This window comes from Pseudomonas sp. SWRI99, assembly GCF_014270125.1.
Lineage (GTDB): Bacteria > Pseudomonadota > Gammaproteobacteria > Pseudomonadales > Pseudomonadaceae > Aquipseudomonas > Aquipseudomonas hamedanensis.
Map to the genome: position 1 here is coordinate 100,425 of NZ_JABWQR010000021.1, position 18,768 is coordinate 119,192.

Genomic DNA, 18,768 nt, shown 5'->3' on the forward strand with positions numbered 1-18,768 from the left:
TCGCGGCGGAGAGTCGATCGGACAGTCGCTGCCCTCTATGAAAATTAGGGGGGGGAGGAAAGTCCGGGCTCCATAGGGCGAAGTGCCAGGTAATGCCTGGGAGGCGTGAGCCTACGGAAAGTGCCACAGAAAATAACCGCCTAAGCGCGCAAGCGCCGGTAAGGGTGAAAAGGTGCGGTAAGAGCGCACCGCACGACTGGCAACAGTTCGTGGCTAGGTAAACCCCACTTGGAGCAAGACCAAATAGGGTCCCAAGGCGTGGCCCGCGCTGGGACCGGGTAGGTTGCTAAAGATGTCCAGTGATGGCCATCGTAGACGAATGACTGTTCAAGACAGAACCCGGCTTACAGATCGACTCTCCACCTTTTTCTTTCCCTGCATGAAGCAAAGACCACAGGGCTGTGTAATATCGGCAGGCCTGCTCTGAAGTTCGGCAGCGGCAAACGCAGTAATAGCCATTTCCCACCTGCTTCAATCCAACAGCAGAAGCGCTTTTGTAATACCGAAAAAATCTTACTCTTAACAAATTACTTTAACTTTCGAGCGCAGCTTTCAGTGCAGCCTCAAGTTATGGGTCAAAAGTCTCCGCCAGTTTCCCGTTGCACCTCCTTTTAAGCTCCTAAATCTCCGTTCTGTAAGGGTTTTCCTTTAATCCGCGCCTTGACGGTGTGGTGGGCGCATTCCTATAGTGTGCGCAAGTGGCGGAAAGTGGCATGAAGTGGGTTTTTTGAGCTCAAAACGATAAAAATTGGAGAAACGCAGACGTGTTTCGCGGAGCTAACGCTATCAGTCTCGATGCAAAGGGCCGTCTCGCCATGCCGAGCCGGTACCGTGACGAGCTCGATTCGCGCAGTTCTGGCCAATTGATCGTGACTATTGATGCCGTTGATCCGTGTCTGTGTGTCTATCCGCTCGACGAGTGGGAAATTATTGAAACCAAGTTGCGCGCGCTCCCTTCGCTACGCGAAGAGAACCGTCGCCTGCAACGTTTGCTGATTGGTAATGCCGTCGACCTCGAACTCGATGGCAGCGGTCGTTTCCTAGTTCCGCCGCGTCTGCGCGACTACGCCAAGCTGGATAAGCGCGCGATGCTGGTCGGCCAACTGAACAAGTTCCAATTGTGGGACGAGGATGCATGGAACGCGGTGTCTGCCGCTGACCTTGCTGCTATTCAACAACCGGGCGCGATGCCTGATGAACTGCGTGATTTGATCCTGTGACTATTGATAGCGGCTTTAACCACATCACCGTACTGCTTGACGAAGCCGTCGAGGCTCTCGCCGTACGTCCTGATGGCTGCTATCTGGACGGCACGTTCGGGCGCGGCGGGCACAGCCGGTTGATCCTCAGCCAGCTCGGGCCGGACGGTCGACTCATCGGATTCGACAAGGATCCACAAGCGATTGCCACCGGGCAAACGCTAGCGGCCGAAGACGGCCGCTTTGTCGTTGTGCAGCGCAGCTTTGCCGAGCTGGGTTCGGTGGTTGCCGAGCAAGGCCTGACCGGCAAGGTCAGCGGCATTCTGCTCGACCTGGGCGTGTCGTCGCCGCAGCTCGACAATGCCGAGCGCGGCTTCAGTTTCCTCAACGACGGTCCGCTGGACATGCGCATGGATCCGTCCCGTGGCATCAGCGCGGCCGAATTCGTCAACACCGCGCCGGCTGAAGAAATCGCCCGGGTGTTCAAGGAATACGGCGAAGAGCGGTACTCCGGGCGCATGGCCCGTGCCGTCGCCGAGCGTCGTGATATCAAGCCGTTCGAGCGCACTGCCGATCTGGCCGAAGTGTTGAAAGTCGCCAACCCGGCGTGGGAAAAGGGCAAGAACCCAGCCACCCGTGCGTTCCAGGGCTTGCGCATTCACGTCAACAACGAGCTGGGCGATCTGGAGGCTGGCCTCGAAGCCGCGCTCGAAGCTCTGGAAGTGGGCGGTCGTCTGGTGGTGATCAGCTTCCACTCGCTGGAAGACCGCATCGTCAAACTGTTCATGCGCAAGCTGGTGAAGGGCGAAGCCGACAACCTGCCGCGCAACCTGCCGGTTCGCCACGTCGCGTTCGAACCGAAAATCAAAATCCATGGCAAAGCGCAGACGGCCTCCGACGCCGAACTCAAGGCCAACCCACGTTCCCGTAGCGCCGTCATGCGCGTCGCGGAGAAGTTGCGGTGAGCAAGCTTTTCGCCAAGCCTCTGCCCGGCGGCAGCTTTCTGATGCTGCTGCTGTTTGTCGGCGTGCTCGTATCGGCGATCGCCGTGTCTTACAGCGCGCACTGGAACCGGCAGTTGCTCAACACCCTTTATAACGAACTCAGCGTGCGCGACAAGGCGCAGGCCGAGTGGGGCCGGCTGATTCTCGAGCAAAGCACCTGGACCGCGCACAGTCGCATCGAAGTGCTCGCCACCGAACAATTGAAGATGCACATCCCTGGCGCGGCTGACGTGAAAATGGTGGCGCCATGATGAAACTCGAAGGCGCACTGTTCCCTTGGCGCTTCCGCCTGATGGTCGCACTGCTTGGCTTGATGGTCGCGGCGATCTGCTGGCGCATCATCGACCTGCAAGTGGTTGACCGTGACTTCCTCAAAGGTCAGGGCGATGCGCGCAGTCTGCGGCACATCCCGATTCCGGCGCACCGTGGCCTGATCACCGACCGTAACGGTGAGCCGCTGGCCGTGAGTACGCCGGTGACCACGCTGTGGGCCAACGCCAAGGAAATGCAATCGGCCAAAGAGAAGTGGCCGGCACTCGCCGCTGCGCTGGGCCAGGACCCGAAGGCCCTGAGCGAACGCCTCGAAGCCCAGGCCAACAAAGAATTCATTTACCTGGTGCGCGGGCTGACCCCCGAGCAGGGCCAGTCCGTGCTCGACCTGAAAGTGCCGGGCGTCTATGGCATCGAAGAATTCCGCCGGTTCTATCCGGCCGGTGAAGTCACCGCGCACATGGTCGGTTTTACCGATATCGACGATCACGGTCGTGAAGGCGTCGAACTGGCCTATGACGAATGGCTGGCCGGGGTGCCGGGCAAACGACAAGTCATCAAGGATCGCCGAGGCCGGCTGATCAAGGATGTCCAGGTCACCAAAAACGCCAAGGCCGGCAAGCCCTTGGCGTTGTCGATTGACCTGCGCCTGCAATACCTGGCCAACCGCGAGCTGCGCAACGCGATCATCGAGAACGGCGCCAAGGCCGGCAGCCTGGTGATCATGGACGTGAAGACCGGCGAGATCCTCGCCATGGTCAACCAGCCTACCTACAACCCGAACAACCGTCGCAACCTGCAACCGGCGATGATGCGCAACCGCGCGATGATCGACGTGTTCGAACCGGGTTCGACCATGAAAGCCATCTCCATGAGCGCCGCGATTGAAACTGGCCGCTGGAAGCCGACCGACACCGTCGAGGTGTATCCGGGCTCGCTGCAGATCGGCAAATACACCATTAAGGACGTGTCGAAATCCGAAGGCCCGGTCCTCGACCTGACCGGCATTCTGATCAATTCCAGTAACGTCGGCATGAGTAAGGTCGCCTTTGATATCGGCGGCGAAACCATTTTCCGTCTGGCGCAGAAAGTCGGCCTCGGCCAGGACACCGGTCTGGGCTTCCCGGGCGAGCGCGTTGGCAACCTGCCGAACTACCGCGAGTGGCGCAAGGCTGAAACCGCGACGCTGTCGTACGGCTACGGTATTTCCGTGACCGCGATCCAGCTGGTGCATGCGTTCTCGGCGCTGGCCAACAACGGTCGCCTCGCGCCGCTGACCCTGATCAAAACCGACAAGATGCCGCAGACCACGCAAGTGCTGCCCGAAGCCGTGGCGAAAACCATGCAAGGCATGCTGCAGCAAGTGATCGAAGCCCCGCGCGGCGTGTTCCGTGCGCAGGTGCCGGCGTATCACGTCGGCGGCAAGTCGGGTACGGCGCGCAAGACCTCGGTCGGCACCAAGGGCTACGCAGAAAACTCTTACCGCTCGCTGTTCGCCGGTTTCGGCCCGATGAGCGATCCGCGTTACGCCATTGTTGTCGTGATCGATGAACCGACCAAGGCCGGTTACTTCGGTGGCCTGGTCTCGGCGCCGGTGTTCAGCCGTGTGATGTCCGGCACCCTGCGTCTGATGAACGTGACCCCGGACAACCTGCCGACCACGCAGCAGGCCAATGCCACCCCGGTCGTTCCGCTGAAAGCCAATGGAGGGCGCGGCTGATGTCATTAAGTCTGAACAAGATATTCCCCCACGCCGGCCACGATCTGTTGATCCGTGAACTGGCGCTGGACAGCCGCAACGTGCGCGCTGGCGACCTGTTCCTCGCCGTGCCTGGCGGCAAGTTCGATGGCCGCGCGCACATCGCCGATGCCTTGCAACGCGGTGCTGCGGCAGTGGCTTATGAAGTGGAAGGCGCCACCGTGCTGCCGATTACCGACGTGCCACTGATTCCGGTCAAAGGCCTGGCGGCGCAGCTGTCCGACATCGCCGGGCGCTTTTACGGTGAGCCGAGCCATCACCTGAACCTGATCGGCGTCACCGGCACCAACGGCAAGACCAGCGTGACCCAACTGGTCGCGCAGGCGCTGGATCTGCTCGGCCAGCATTGCGGGATCGTCGGCACACTCGGTTCCGGCTTCTATGGCGCGCTGGAAAGCGGTCTGCACACCACGCCGAATCCGATCGCCGTGCAAGCGACCCTGGGCGACCTGAAAAAGGCCGGTGCCAAAGCCGTCGCCATGGAAGTCTCGTCCCACGGTCTGGATCAGGGCCGCGTGACGGCGCTGGCCTTCGACGTGGCAGTGATGACCAACCTCTCCCGCGATCATCTCGATTATCACGGCACCATGCAGGCGTACGCCGAGGCCAAGGCCAAGCTGTTCGCCTGGAATGACCTGAAGTGCCGCGTGGTCAACCTCGACGACGACTTCGGCCGGCAATTGGCGGCGGAAAAACGCGAGTCGCGGCTGATCACCTACAGCCTGCTCGACAGCAGTGCGTACCTGTATTGCCGCGAAGCACAGTTCGACGACCACGGCGTGCGCGCCACGCTGGTCACGCCGCAGGGCGAGCATCACCTGCGCAGCACATTGCTCGGGCGTTTCAACCTGAGCAACGTCCTGGCCGCGGTCGGTGCCTTGCTCGGTCTGGATTACGCCCTCGACGAAATTCTCAAGGTGCTGCCGAAGCTCGAAGGCCCGGCCGGACGCATGCAGCGTCTGGGCGGCGGCACACAGCCGCTGGTAGTGGTCGATTACGCCCACACGCCGGATGCGCTGGAAAAAGTCCTGACCGCACTGCGTCCGCACGTCAAAGGCCAGCTGCTGTGCCTGTTCGGCTGCGGCGGCGATCGCGATCGCGGCAAGCGTCCGTTGATGGCCGAAGTGGTCGAGCGTCTGGCCGATCAAGTGTTGGTCACCGATGACAATCCGCGCACTGAAGACCCGGCAGTGATTTTCGATGACATCCGCGCTGGTTTCACCGCTGTGGATAAAGTCACCTTCGTGGCCGGTCGTGGCCAGGCCATTGCGCAATTGATTGCCGGCGCGACCGCTGACGACGTCATTGTCCTCGCCGGCAAAGGTCACGAGGACTATCAGGAAATCAACGGCGTGCGCCATGCGTTTTCCGATCTGGTCGAGGCCGATCACGCCCTGACCGCTTGGGAGGTCGCCCATGCTTAAGGCCCTGACGCTCAGCGAACTGGTCAATGCACTCGACGCCCGCCTGATCGGCGACGATGCCAGTTTCAATGGCGTGAGCATCGACAGCCGCGCCATTCAGCCCGGCCAGTTGTTCATTGCCCTGACCGGCCCGCGTTTCGACGGCCATGACTATTTGAACGACGTCGCCGGCAAAGGCGCCGTGGCTGCACTGGTCGAGCGCGAAGTCGCCGACAGCGCGCTGCCGCAATTGCTGGTCAAGGACACCCGTCAGGCGCTGGGCCAGCTCGGCGCGCTGAACCGTGCCGCGTTTACTCAGCCAGTGGCGGCGGTGACCGGTTCCAGCGGCAAGACCACGGTCAAGGAAATGCTTGCGAGCATCCTGCGCACGCGCGGTCCGGTGCTGGCGACCCGTGGCAACCTGAACAACGACCTCGGCGTACCGCTGACCCTGATCGAACTGGCGCCGGAGCACACCTCGGCCGTGATCGAACTGGGCGCCTCGCGTCTGGGCGAGATCGCTTACACCGTCGGGCTGACCAAGCCGCACGTTGCGATTCTGAACAATGCCGGCACCGCCCACGTCGGTGAGTTTGGCGGTCCGGAAAAAATCGTCGAAGCCAAAGGCGAAATCATCGAAGGGCTGGCGGCCGATGGCATCGCCGTGCTCAACCTCGATGACAAGGCTTTTGCTATCTGGAAGGCCCGTGCAGCCAGTCGCCAGGTGTTGACCTTCGCCCTGAGCAACACCGAGGCGAATTTCCATGCCAGCGATCTGGCCACTGACGCCCGTGGTTGCCCGGCGTTCAATCTGCACACCCCTGAAGGCAGCGAGCGTGTGCAACTGAACCTGCTCGGCATCCATAACGTTGCCAACGCCATGGCCGCCGCCGCTGCCGCTCACGCCCTGGGCGTGTCGCTGTTCGGCATCGCCACCGGGCTGGGCGCTGTACAACCGGTCAAGGGCCGCACCGTCGCGCAACTGGCGAAAAACGGCATGCGCGTGATCGATGACACTTACAACGCAAACCCCACCTCGATGTGCGCGGCCGTTGATATACTCGCCGGCTTTTCCGGCCGCACCGTCCTGGTGCTCGGGGATATCGGCGAGTTGGGCGACTGGGCGGAGCAGGGGCACCGCGACGTGGGCGAATACGCCCGAGGCAAGGTTTCCGCGCTTTATGCCGTCGGACCCAACATGGTTCACGCCGTAAACGCATTCGGTGAACAGGCGCATCACTTCGGCAGCCAAGCTGAACTGATCCAGGCCCTCGACGCCGAGCAGGACACAAACACCACCATTTTGATCAAGGGTTCGCGCAGTGCAGCGATGGAAAACATCGTTGCGGCTCTGTGCGGGTCCAGTCTGGAGAAACATTAATGCTGCTGCTGCTAGCGGAGTATCTGCAACAGTTCCACAAAGGCTTCGCGGTCTTTCAGTACCTGACCCTGCGCGGGATCCTCGGTGTGCTGACCGCGCTGGTCTTGTCGCTGTGCTATGGCCCGTGGATGATCCGCACGTTGCAGAACCGTCAGATCGGCCAGTCCGTTCGCAATGACGGCCCGCAATCGCACCTGTCCAAATCCGGCACGCCGACCATGGGTGGCGCGCTGATTCTGTCGTCGATTGGTGTCAGCACGCTGCTCTGGGCAGACCTGAGCAACCGTTACGTCTGGGTGGTGCTGTTGGTGACCCTGCTGTTCGGCGCCATCGGCTGGGTCGACGATTACCGCAAAGTCATCGAGAAGAACTCCCGCGGCTTGCCGAGCCGCTGGAAGTATTTCTGGCAGTCGGTGTTCGGTCTCGGCGCGGCAATCTTCCTTTATATGACTGCTTCCACGCCGGTGGAAACCACGCTGATTCTGCCGATGCTCAAGGACTACAGCATCCCGCTGGGCGCCGGTTTTATCGTGCTGACCTATTTTGTGATCGTCGGCTCGAGCAACGCGGTCAACCTGACTGACGGTCTCGACGGTCTGGCAATCATGCCGACGGTGATGGTTGGCGGTGGCCTGGGCATTTTCTGCTACCTGTCGGGTAACGTGAAATTCGCCGAATACCTGTTGATTCCTTACGTGCCGGGCGCGGGCGAGCTGATCGTGTTCTGCGGCGCGCTGATCGGTGCCGGCCTCGGCTTTCTCTGGTTCAACACCTATCCGGCGCAAGTGTTCATGGGCGACGTCGGTGCCCTGGCACTCGGCGCGGCATTGGGCACCATCGCGGTGATCGTCCGTCAGGAAATCGTCCTGTTCATCATGGGCGGCGTGTTCGTGATGGAAACCCTGTCCGTGGTCATTCAGGTTGCCTCATTCAAGCTGACCGGTCGCCGCGTGTTCCGCATGGCGCCGATTCACCACCACTTTGAACTCAAGGGCTGGCCCGAGCCGCGTGTGATTGTCCGTTTCTGGATCATCACCGTGATTCTCGTCCTGGTCGGCCTTGCCACCCTGAAGCTGAGGTAGAACGAGTGTCTCTGATCGCTTCTGACCACTTCCGCATCGTTGTCGGCCTCGGCAAGAGCGGCATGTCCCTGGTTCGCTTCCTGGCGAACCGGGGCACGTCGTTTGCCGTGGCTGACACGCGGGAAAATCCACCGGAACTGGCCACGCTCAAGCGTGACTATCCGCACGTGGAAGTGCGTTGTGGCGAGCTGGACGTCGAATTCCTCTGCCGTGCCGACGAGCTCTACGTGAGCCCCGGCCTGGCGCTGGCGACCCCGGCCCTGCAAGCCGCCGCGGCCCGTGGCGTGAAACTGTCCGGCGATATCGAACTGTTCGCGCGTAACGCGCGGGCGCCGATCGTCGCCATCAGCGGCTCCAACGCGAAAAGCACCGTGACCACCCTGGTCGGCGAGATGGCGGCTGCGGCCGGCAAGCGCGTCGCCGTCGGCGGCAACCTCGGCACCCCGGCGCTGGACCTGCTCAGCGATGACATCGAGCTGTACGTGATGGAGCTGTCGAGTTTTCAACTGGAGACCACCGACCAGCTCAACGCCGAAGTCGCCACCGTGCTGAACATCAGCGAAGACCACATGGATCGCTACAGCGGTCTGCCGGCGTACCACCTGGCCAAGCACCGGATCTTCCGCGGCGCGAAGCAGTTCGTGGTCAACCGTCAGGATGCGTTGACCCGGCCGTTGATGGGCGAGGGCCAGCCATGCTGGACCTTCGGCCTGACCAAACCGGATTTCAAAGCCTTCGGTATCCGCGAAGAAGACGGCGAGAAATACCTGGCCTTTGAATTCCAGAACCTGATGCCGGTGCGCGAGCTGAAGATTCGCGGTGCGCACAACCAGGCCAACGCCCTCGCGGCGCTGGCGCTGGGTCACGCTGTCGGCTTGCCGTTCGATGCCATGCTCTCGGCGCTGCGCACTTTTGCCGGTCTCGAACATCGCTGCCAGTGGGTGCGCGATCTTGACGGCGTGGCGTATTACAACGATTCCAAAGCCACCAACGTTGGCGCTGCTCTGGCCGCCATCGAAGGCCTTGGCGCGGACATCGACGGCAAGGTCATTCTGATCGCCGGCGGAGACGGCAAGGGCGCCGAGTTCAAGGATCTGCGCGATCCGGTGGCGGCCAACTGCCGCGCCGTGGTGCTGATGGGCCGTGACAGCGACAAGATCGGTGAGGCCATCGGCGATGCCGTGCCACTGATTCGCGCGTCCTCGCTGGTCGACGCCGTCGCGCAATGCCGCGCCGCTGCCCAACCGGGTGACGTGGTGTTGCTGTCGCCGGCCTGCGCCAGTTTCGACATGTTCAAGAATTACGAAGACCGTGGTCACCAGTTCGTCCGCGCTGTGGAGGAATTGGCATGAACCTGAGAAACATCATCAAGCCGTATCCGTCGCCGCTGATCACCGGGCGGGGCATTGACCTCGACTTCCCGATGCTTGCCGGTTGTCTGGCGCTGCTCGGTCTGGGCCTGATCATGATTGCTTCGGCCTCCACCGAAGTGGCGGCGGCGCAGTCGGGCAGCCCGCTGTATTACATGATTCGCCACCTTATCTATGTGGTGCTGGGGCTGGGCGCGTGCATCGTCACCATGATGATCCCGATTGCCACTTGGCAACGCCTCGGCTGGTTGATGCTGCTCGGCGCCTTCGGTCTGCTGGTGATGGTGATCATCCCGGGCATCGGCCGCGAAGTGAACGGTTCGATGCGCTGGATCGGCTTCAGCTTCTTCAACGTGCAGCCCTCGGAAATCGCCAAGGTGTTTGTGGTGATCTACCTCGCCGGTTATCTGGTGCGCCGCCAGAAAGAAGTCCGCGAGAGCTGGATGGGCTTCTTCAAGCCGTTCATCGTGCTGCTGCCGATGGCCGGCCTGTTGCTGATGGAGCCGGACTTCGGTGCCACTGTGGTGATGATGGGCGCGGCGGCGGCGATGCTGTTTCTTGGCGGGGTCGGGCTGTTCCGTTTCTCGCTGATGGTGGTGCTGGCGGTTGGCGCAGTGGTGCTGTTGATTCAGATGCAGCCGTACCGAATGGCGCGTCTGACCAACTTCGCCGACCCGTGGGCCGACCAGTTCGGCGCCGGCTATCAGCTTTCCCAGGCTTTGATCGCCTTCGGTCGCGGCGAGTGGCTGGGCGTTGGCCTGGGCAACAGCGTGCAGAAGCAGTTCTACCTGCCGGAAGCGCATACCGACTTCGTGTTCTCGGTGTTGGCCGAGGAGCTTGGCGCCGTGGGTTCGCTGTGCACCGTCGCGCTGTTCGTGTTCGTGTGTATTCGCGGCATGTACATCGGCCTGTGGGCGGAGAAGGCCAAACAGTTTTTCGCCGCTTACGTGGCTTACGGTCTGTCGTTCCTGTGGATTGGTCAGTTCCTGATCAACATTGGCGTGAACGTCGGCCTGCTGCCAACAAAAGGCCTGACCTTGCCGTTCCTCAGCTATGGCGGCAGCTCCTTGGTGATCTGCTGCGCCTGTCTGGGCTTGTTGCTGCGCATCGAGTGGGAGAGTCGAACCCACCTGGGCAGCGAAGAGATGGAATTCCATGAAAGCGACTTCGCCGAGGAGCCGACTCATGGGCGCTAACGTATTGATCATGGCCGGCGGTACCGGCGGCCACGTGTTCCCGGCGCTGGCCTGTGCCCGCGAGTTTCAGGCGCGCGGCTATACCGTGCACTGGCTCGGCACGCCACGCGGGATCGAGAACGAATTGGTGCCGGCGGCAGGTCTTGAACTGCACCGCATCAACGCCAGCGGTCTGCGCGGCAAGGGCAAGCTGTCGCTGCTCAAGGCGCCATTGATGCTGCTCAAATCGGTGTGGCAGGCGCGGGCGATCATGCGCCGCTTGAAGCCGGTGTGCGTGGTGGGCTTTGGTGGATATGTGACCGGCCCCGGCGGTCTGGCCGCGAAACTGGCCGGTGTGCCGGTGATCGTTCACGAGCAGAACGCCGTTGCCGGCACCGCCAATCGGTTGCTGGTGCCGTTCGCCGCCCGGGTGTGTGAAGCGTTCCCCGACACCTTTACTCTGTCGGACAGCCGCCGTACCACCGGTAATCCGGTGCGCAGCGAGCTGTTCCTCGATACACCGCGACCGGCGCTGGCCGGGCGCAAAGCGCGTTTGCTGATCCTGGGCGGAAGCCTGGGCGCAGAGCCGTTGAACAAGTTGCTGCCTGAAGCCCTGGCCCAAGTCGCTGCCGACTTGCGCCCGGAAGTGTTTCATCAGGCCGGCAAAAATCACGATGAAGTGACTGCCGAGCGTTACCGCGCCGCGGGCGTGGACGCGCAAGTGCAGCCGTTCATCAAAGACATGGCCCAGGCCTATGGCTGGGCTGACCTGGTGGTGTGCCGCGCTGGCGCGCTGACCATCAGTGAGCTGGCGGCCGCCGGTCTGCCCTCGATGCTGGTGCCTTTGCCCCACGCGATCGACGATCACCAGACCCGCAACGCCGATTATTTGGCCCGCGAAGGCGCTGCCTTCCTGATGCCGCAAAGAACGACTGGTGCCGCGGACCTTGCCGCGCGCCTGACAGAGGTCTTGATGCAACCGCAACGACTCGAAGCAATGGCCCAAGCGGCCCGCCGACTGGCCAAACCCGATGCCACCCGTAGCGTGGTCGATACCTGTCTGGAGGTGGCCCATGGTTGAGAATCAGAAAGCCATGCCACAACCGGAAATGCGCCGCATCCGTCGCATCCACTTCGTCGGCATCGGCGGCGTGGGCATGTGCGGTATCGCCGAAGTGTTGTTGAACCTGGGCTATCAAGTCTCCGGTTCCGACCTCAAAGCGTCGCCGGTCACCGAGCGCCTGGAATCCTTCGGTGCGCAGATTTTCATCGGCCACCGGGCCGAGAACGCTGCTGCCGCTGATGTGCTGGTGGTGTCGAGCGCCGTTAACACCTCCAACCCGGAAGTCGCGACTGCGCTCGAGCGCCGTATCCCAGTGGTGCCGCGTGCCGAAATGCTCGCCGAGCTGATGCGCTACCGCCATGGCATTGCCGTCGCCGGTACCCACGGCAAAACCACCACCACCAGCCTGATCGCTTCGGTGTTCGCCGCCGGTGGCCTCGACCCGACGTTCGTTATCGGTGGTCGTCTGAATGCGGCGGGCACCAATGCCCAGCTTGGCACCAGTCGCTACCTGATCGCTGAAGCTGACGAAAGCGATGCGAGCTTCCTGCACCTGCAACCGCTGGTGGCCGTGGTCACCAACATCGACGCCGACCACATGGCGACCTACGACGGTGACTTCAACAAACTGAAGAAAACCTTCGTCGAGTTCCTGCACAACCTGCCGTTCTACGGTTTGGCGGTGATGTGCCTGGACGACCCGGTGGTGCGTGAAATCCTGCCGCTGGTGAAGCGTCCGACCGTGACCTACGGCTTCAGTGAAGACGCTGACGTGCGCGCGATCAATGTGCGCCAGCAAGGCATGCAGACCTTCTTCACCGTGCTGCGTCCAGACCGCGAGCCGCTGGAAGTGTCGGTAAACATGCCCGGCAACCACAACGTGCTCAACTCGCTGGCCACCATCTGCATCGCCACCGACGAAGGCGTCAGCGATGAAGCCATCGTCCAGGGCCTGTCGGGTTTCCAAGGGGTCGGTCGACGCTTTCAGGTCTACGGCGAACTGCCAGTGGACGGCGGCCACGTGATGCTCGTTGACGACTACGGTCATCACCCGACCGAAGTCGCAGCCGTGATCAAAGCCGTGCGCGGTGGCTGGCCGGAGCGGCGCCTGGTGATGGTTTACCAGCCGCACCGCTACAGCCGCACCCGCGACCTGTACGACGATTTCGTCAATGTGCTGGCCGACGCCAACGTGCTGCTGCTGATGGAAGTCTATCCGGCCGGCGAAGAGCCGATCCCCGGCGCCGACAGCCGCAAGCTGTGCAACAGCATTCGTCAGCGCGGTCAGCTCGACCCGATCTACATCGAGCGTGGCGTCGACCTGGCGCCGCTGGTCAAGCCACTGCTGCGCGCCGGCGACATTCTGTTGTGCCAGGGCGCCGGTGATATCGGTGGTCTCGCGCCGAAGCTGTTGAAAAGTGAATTGTTCGCCGGCGCCGTGGCGGCGTCGGTCGAGGGGAAGTTGAAATGACTGCTGCCTACGCCAAGCTGTTTTCCACCCTCGCGCCGAAAGACTTCGGCCGCGTCGCCGTGCTCTTCGGCGGGCTGAGTGCCGAGCGTGAGGTTTCGTTGAAATCCGGTAACGCCGTGCTCGAGGCGCTGCAAAGCGCTGGCGTGGACGCGTTCGGCATCGACGTTGGCGCGGACTTCCTGCAGCGTCTGCTCAGCGAAAAGATCGACCGCGCATTCATTATTCTCCACGGTCGTGGCGGTGAAGACGGCAGCATGCAGGGATTGCTCGAGTGCGCGGGCATTCCGTACACCGGCAGCGGCATTCTGGCGTCCGCGCTGGCGATGGACAAACTGCGCACCAAGCAGGTCTGGCACAGCCTCGGGATCCCGACGCCGCGTCACGCCGTGCTGTGCAGCGAAGCCGATTGTATTTCGGCAGCGACGGAACTGGGCTTCCCTTTGATCGTCAAACCGGCGCATGAAGGTTCAAGTATCGGGATGGCCAAAGTGAGTTCTGCGTCCGAGTTGATCGACGCATGGAAAGCGGCCAGTACCTACGATTCGCAAGTGTTGGTCGAGCAATGGATTCAAGGTCCGGAGTTCACCATCGCCACCCTGCGTGACCAGGTGTTGCCTCCTATCGCCCTGGGTACACCGCACACGTTCTACGACTACGACGCCAAGTACATCGCCAACGATACCCAGTACCGCATTCCGTGCGGGCTGGATGCCGCCAAGGAACAAGAGCTCATGGAGCTCACGGCCAAGGCCTGTGAGGCGCTGGGTATCGCCGGTTGGGGCAGGGCAGACGTGATGCAGGACGCCGACGGGCAGTTCTGGTTCCTGGAAGTCAATACCGCACCGGGCATGACCGACCACAGTCTGGTGCCGATGGCGGCCCGTGCCGCCGGTCTGGATTTCCAGCAACTGGTCCTGGCCATTCTGGCGGCCAGCGTTGAAGAGTCGAGGGGTTAAGGGCATGCAAGGCGCGCATCTCAGACATCAGCCACCCGCACCCGGCCGCAAGCCGGTGCCGCGGGGTGCCAGCCGAATGGTGGCGAAAGAGCCGATGTCCGCGCGCCTGCCGAAAGCCAATTTCAGCTTTCTGAAAAGTCTGTTCTGGCCGGTGCTGCTGGTGGCGCTGGGCTTCGGTACTTACGAAGGCGCACAGCGTCTGCTGCCCTACGCCGACCGGCCGATCAGCAAGATCGCGGTGCAGGGCGACCTCAGCTACATCAGCCAGCAGGCGGTGCAGCAGCGGATCGCACCGTTCGTGGCGTCGAGCTTCTTCACCATCGACCTCGCCGGCATGCGCACCGAGCTTGAGCAGATGCCCTGGATTGCCCACGCCGAAGTGCGCCGGGTGTGGCCGGATCAGGTGGTGATCCGCCTCGAAGAGCAACTGCCGGTGGCGCGTTGGGGGGACGAGTCGTTGCTCAACAACCAGGGCCAGGCGTTCACGCCCAAGGAACTGGCGAACTACGAACACCTGCCACAGCTGTTCGGCCCACAACGGGCTCAGCAGCAAGTGATGCAGCAATATCAGGTGCTGAGCCAGATGCTGCGCCCGCTGGGCTTTTCGATTGCACGCCTGGAATTGCGTGAACGCGGCAGCTGGTTTTTGACCACCGGTGCCGGCAGTTCCGGCCCCGGCATCGAGTTGCTGCTGGGACGCGGCAACCTGGTGGAAAAGATGCGCCGCTTCATCGCCATCTATGACAAGACGCTGAAAGAGCAGATTACGAACATCGCGCGGATCGATCTGCGCTACGCCAACGGCCTCGCCGTTGGCTGGCGGGAACCCGTAGCGCCGACGACAGCCCAACCCGCTGTCGCAAAGAATTAAGAAGAGGCAGGACCCATGGCAAACGTGCAAAGCGGCAAAATGATCGTCGGTCTGGATATCGGCACCTCCAAGGTGGTGGCGCTGGTAGGCGAGGTCGCGGACGACGGCACGCTGGAAATCGTCGGTATCGGTACGCACCCGTCCCGCGGCCTGAAGAAGGGCGTGGTGGTGAACATCGAGTCCACCGTGCAATCGATCCAGCGCGCGATCGAAGAAGCCCAGTTGATGGCGGGCTGCCGCATTCACTCGGCATTCGTCGGCGTGGCCGGCAATCACATCCGCAGCCTGAACTCCCACGGCATCGTCGCGATTCGCGATCGCGAAGTCAGCTCGGCTGACCTTGAGCGTGTGCTCGACGCCGCCCAGGCCGTGGCGATCCCGGCCGACCAGCGCGTGCTGCACACCCTGCCGCAGGATTACGTGATCGATAACCAGGAAGGCGTGCGCGAGCCACTGGGCATGTCCGGCGTGCGTCTGGAAGCCAAGGTTCACGTGGTCACCTGCGCCGTCAACGCCGCCCAGAACATTGAAAAATGCGTGCGTCGCTGCGGCCTGGAAATCGACGACATCATTCTCGAGCAACTGGCCTCGGCCTATTCGGTGCTGACCGACGACGAAAAAGAACTGGGCGTGTGCCTGGTCGACATCGGCGGCGGCACCACCGACATCGCCATCTTCACCGAGGGCGCAATCCGCCACACGGCAGTGATCCCGATTGCCGGTGATCAGGTGACCAACGACATCGCCATGGCGTTGCGCACCCCGACCCAGTACGCCGAAGAAATCAAGATCCGTTACGCCTGCGCCCTGGCCAAACTGGCCGGTGCCGGTGAAACCATCAAGGTGCCAAGCGTCGGCGACCGTCCACCGCGCGAGCTGTCGCGTCAGGCCCTGGCCGAAGTGGTCGAGCCGCGTTACGACGAACTGTTCACGCTGATCCAGGCCGAGCTGCGTCGCAGCGGCTACGAAGACCTGATCCCGGCCGGCATCGTGCTCACGGGTGGTACGTCGAAGATGGAAGGCGCCACTGAACTGGCCGAAGAAATCTTCCACATGCCGGTGCGCCTCGGTGTGCCGCATGGCGTGAAAGGTCTGGATGACGTGGTGCGCAACCCGATTTATTCCACTGGCGTGGGCTTGTTGATGTATGGCCTGCAGAAGCAGTCCGACGGGGTTTCGTTCTCCGGCATCGGCAGCCGCGACAGCTACAGCAACGACGAGCCACAGGCGCCGTTGCTGGACCGCTTGAAGAAGTGGGTTCAGGGCAACTTTTAAGCGCAGTTCGAAGCGTCAAGCTTCGAGCGGCAAGCAGTAGCAGTAGATGCACCGCGACAAAAATGCAGTAGGCGAAAAAACTAGAGAATGTAAGGAGAGGGAAAATGTTTGAACTCGTAGACAACATCCCCGCAAGCCCGGTAATCAAAGTTATCGGTGTTGGCGGTGGCGGCGGCAACGCTGTCAATCACATGGTCAAGAGCAACATCGAAGGCGTTGAGTTCATCTGCGCCAACACCGATGCTCAAGCGCTGAAAAACATCGGCGCGCGGACCATCCTGCAACTGGGCACTGGCGTGACCAAAGGCCTGGGTGCCGGCGCCAATCCTGAGGTCGGCCGTCAAGCCGCTCTGGAAGACCGCGAGCGTATTGCCGAAGTGCTGCAGGGCACCAACATGGTGTTCATCACCACCGGCATGGGCGGCGGTACCGGTACCGGTGCGGCGCCAATCATCGCCGAAGTGGCCAAGGAAATGGGCATCCTGACCGTTGCGGTCGTGACCCGTCCGTTCCCGTTCGAAGGCCGCAAGCGTATGCAGATCGCCGATGAAGGCATCCGCATGCTTTCGGAAAGCGTTGACTCGCTGATCACCATCCCGAACGAGAAGCTGCTGACCATCCTTGGCAAAGACGCAAGCCTCTTGTCGGCTTTCGCCAAGGCTGACGATGTCCTGGCCGGTGCCGTTCGCGGTATCTCCGACATCATCAAGCGTCCGGGCATGATCAACGTCGACTTCGCCGACGTACGTACCGTGATGAGCGAAATGGGCATGGCAATGATGGGCACTGGCTGCGCCAGCGGTCCGAACCGTGCACGTGAAGCCACTGAAGCGGCAATCCGCAACCCGTTGCTGGAAGACGTGAACCTGCAAGGCGCACGCGGCATCCTGGTCAACATCACCGCCGGTCCTGACCTGTCCCTGGGTGAGTACTCCGACGTTGGTTCGATCATCGAAGCCTTCGCTTCCGAGCACGCCATGGTCAAGGTCGGCACCGTGATCGATCCGGACATGCGTGACGAGCTGCATGTCACTGTGGTTGCCACCGGTCTGGGCGCAAAAATCGAGAAGCCTGTGAAGGTCATCGACAACACCGTTCACACCTCCATGGCTTCGGCTCAGGTGCAACAACCGGCTCCGGCCCGTCAGGAAGCGCCAGCGGTGAACTACCGTGATCTGGACCGTCCGACCGTCATGCGCAACCAGGCTCAGGCCGGTGCTGCGGCTGCCGCGAAGATGAATCCGCAAGATGACCTGGACTACCTGGACATCCCGGCTTTCCTGCGTCGTCAGGCCGATTGATGGAATGTATCAGGGCTATGAAGGTGATTGGTGTTCAGCAAAGGCATGGTCTGCTATCATCGCCAGCCTTTGTTGATACCAGTTCGCAATTTGCGCTGAAGCGGCCCAAGCCATGATTAAACAACGCACACTGAAAAATATTATCCGTGCCACAGGTGTAGGCCTGCATTCCGGTGAGAAGGTCTACCTGACCCTCAAGCCTGCGCCTGTCGACACTGGCATTGTGTTTTGTCGCGCTGACCTCGACCCTGTGGTGCAGATTCCTGCCCGCGCGGAAAACGTCGGTGAAACCACTATGTCGACGACGCTGGTCAACGGCGACGTCAAAGTGGACACGGTAGAGCACTTGCTCTCGGCCATGGCTGGCCTGGGCATCGATAACGCCTACGTCGAGCTCTCCGCGTCCGAAGTCCCGATCATGGATGGCAGCGCTGGACCCTTCGTATTCCTGATTCAATCGGCAGGCCTGGAAGAACAGGACGCCGCCAAGAAATTCATCCGCATCCTGCGTGAAGTGACAGTGGAAGACGGCGACAAGCGCGCCACTTTCGTCCCTTTCGAAGGCTTCAAGGTGAGTTTCGAGATCGATTTCGATCACCCGGTATTCCGGGACCGCACCCAGAGTGCAAGCGTGGATTTTTCCAGCACTTCGTTCGTAAAAGAAGTCAGCCGCGCCCGTACCTTTGGTTTCATGAGTGATATCGAGTACTTGCGCAAGCACAACCTCGCACTCGGCGGCAGCGTTGAAAACGCGATCGTGGTCGACGCGGATGGCGTGTTGAACGAAGACGGTCTTCGTTATGAAGACGAGTTCGTCAAACACAAGATCCTCGATGCGATTGGCGACCTGTACCTGCTGGGCAACAGCCTGATTGGTGAGTTCAAAGGCTTCAAGTCCGGTCATGCACTGAACAACCAGCTGCTGCGCAAATTGATTGAGCAGACAGATGCGTGGGAAGTGGTGACGTTCGAAGACGCCAGCACCGCACCAATCTCTTACATGCGCCCGGTTGCGGCCGTGTAAGTAAAAAACCTCTCTAGTTTTTTGAAGGTCATCCTCGGATGGCCTTTTTTTATGTCTGTGGTTTTTGTGTTGATTGGGATGACGCTATCGCGAGCAGGCTCACTCCTACAAAGGGATCTGTGGCAAGCGTGAAATAGAGCATCATCCAGAACCACTGTGGGAGC

The 18,768-nt window shown here is 61.6% G+C and carries 16 protein-coding genes and 1 other RNA gene; all 17 read left to right on the forward strand.

What is annotated here, in order from left to right:
- Positions 1-9 precede the first annotated feature (9 nt).
- Positions 10-363: RNase P RNA component class A (gene rnpB / locus HU743_RS18140), an RNA gene on the forward strand.
- Between the two features lie 401 nt (positions 364-764).
- Positions 765-1,220, forward strand: coding sequence for a division/cell wall cluster transcriptional repressor MraZ (gene mraZ / locus HU743_RS18145; RefSeq protein ID WP_122590036.1), 456 nt, complete (start codon positions 765-767; stop codon positions 1,218-1,220).
- A 2-nt stretch (positions 1,221-1,222) separates the two neighbouring features.
- The gene (rsmH, locus tag HU743_RS18150; protein WP_186650308.1) at positions 1,223-2,164 is read left to right on the forward strand and encodes a 16S rRNA (cytosine(1402)-N(4))-methyltransferase RsmH; all 942 of its coding nucleotides are present in this window, start codon (positions 1,223-1,225) and stop codon (positions 2,162-2,164) included.
- Entirely contained in the window at positions 2,161-2,454 is a 294-nt protein-coding gene (ftsL, locus tag HU743_RS18155; RefSeq protein WP_095123194.1) for a cell division protein FtsL, read from the forward strand. The genes rsmH and ftsL overlap by 4 nt, the downstream gene beginning before the upstream one ends.
- Complete coding sequence (locus HU743_RS18160) at positions 2,454-4,193, forward strand: penicillin-binding protein 2 (RefSeq protein WP_186619895.1); 1,740 nt, start codon at positions 2,454-2,456, stop codon at positions 4,191-4,193. The genes ftsL and HU743_RS18160 overlap by 1 nt, the downstream gene beginning before the upstream one ends.
- Complete coding sequence (locus HU743_RS18165) at positions 4,193-5,656, forward strand: UDP-N-acetylmuramoyl-L-alanyl-D-glutamate--2,6-diaminopimelate ligase (protein ID WP_186635735.1); 1,464 nt, start codon at positions 4,193-4,195, stop codon at positions 5,654-5,656. The genes HU743_RS18160 and HU743_RS18165 overlap by 1 nt, the downstream gene beginning before the upstream one ends.
- A complete protein-coding gene (gene murF, locus HU743_RS18170; protein WP_186650297.1) occupies positions 5,649-7,016 on the forward strand; it encodes a UDP-N-acetylmuramoyl-tripeptide--D-alanyl-D-alanine ligase in 1,368 nt (455 codons plus the stop codon). Before HU743_RS18165 ends, murF begins: the two co-directional genes overlap by 8 nt.
- Entirely contained in the window at positions 7,016-8,098 is a 1,083-nt protein-coding gene (gene mraY / locus HU743_RS18175) for a phospho-N-acetylmuramoyl-pentapeptide-transferase (protein ID WP_126366224.1), read from the forward strand. The genes murF and mraY overlap by 1 nt, the downstream gene beginning before the upstream one ends.
- Positions 8,099-8,103: 5 nt before the next feature.
- Positions 8,104-9,450: a UDP-N-acetylmuramoyl-L-alanine--D-glutamate ligase gene (gene murD / locus HU743_RS18180; protein WP_186650299.1), complete on the forward strand. Its 1,347-nt coding sequence runs from the start codon at positions 8,104-8,106 to the stop codon at positions 9,448-9,450.
- Positions 9,451-9,452: 2 nt separating this feature from the next.
- Complete coding sequence (gene ftsW, locus HU743_RS18185; protein ID WP_186549160.1) at positions 9,453-10,664, forward strand: putative lipid II flippase FtsW; 1,212 nt, start codon at positions 9,453-9,455, stop codon at positions 10,662-10,664.
- Positions 10,654-11,724, forward strand: a complete 1,071-nt coding sequence (murG, locus tag HU743_RS18190; protein WP_186549009.1) for an undecaprenyldiphospho-muramoylpentapeptide beta-N-acetylglucosaminyltransferase — start codon at positions 10,654-10,656, stop codon at positions 11,722-11,724. The genes ftsW and murG overlap by 11 nt, the downstream gene beginning before the upstream one ends.
- Complete coding sequence (murC, locus tag HU743_RS18195; RefSeq protein ID WP_186549011.1) at positions 11,717-13,177, forward strand: UDP-N-acetylmuramate--L-alanine ligase; 1,461 nt, start codon at positions 11,717-11,719, stop codon at positions 13,175-13,177. Before murG ends, murC begins: the two co-directional genes overlap by 8 nt.
- Positions 13,174-14,133 carry a D-alanine--D-alanine ligase gene (locus HU743_RS18200; protein WP_186549013.1) on the forward strand — a complete coding sequence of 320 codons (960 nt, stop codon included), beginning with the start codon at positions 13,174-13,176 and terminating at the stop codon, positions 14,131-14,133. The genes murC and HU743_RS18200 overlap by 4 nt, the downstream gene beginning before the upstream one ends.
- 4 nt (positions 14,134-14,137) lie before the next feature.
- Entirely contained in the window at positions 14,138-15,004 is an 867-nt protein-coding gene (locus HU743_RS18205) for a cell division protein FtsQ/DivIB (RefSeq protein ID WP_039761388.1), read from the forward strand.
- A gap of 15 nt (positions 15,005-15,019) precedes the next feature.
- On the forward strand, positions 15,020-16,279 hold the full coding sequence (gene ftsA, locus HU743_RS18210) for a cell division protein FtsA (protein ID WP_186549015.1): 1,260 nt from the start codon (positions 15,020-15,022) through the stop codon (positions 16,277-16,279).
- A 104-nt stretch (positions 16,280-16,383) separates the two neighbouring features.
- Complete coding sequence (gene ftsZ / locus HU743_RS18215; RefSeq protein ID WP_016986475.1) at positions 16,384-17,580, forward strand: cell division protein FtsZ; 1,197 nt, start codon at positions 16,384-16,386, stop codon at positions 17,578-17,580.
- Between the two features lie 112 nt (positions 17,581-17,692).
- Positions 17,693-18,604, forward strand: a complete 912-nt coding sequence (gene lpxC / locus HU743_RS18220) for a UDP-3-O-acyl-N-acetylglucosamine deacetylase (protein WP_007939852.1) — start codon at positions 17,693-17,695, stop codon at positions 18,602-18,604.
- The last annotated feature ends 164 nt before the right edge of the window (positions 18,605-18,768 follow it).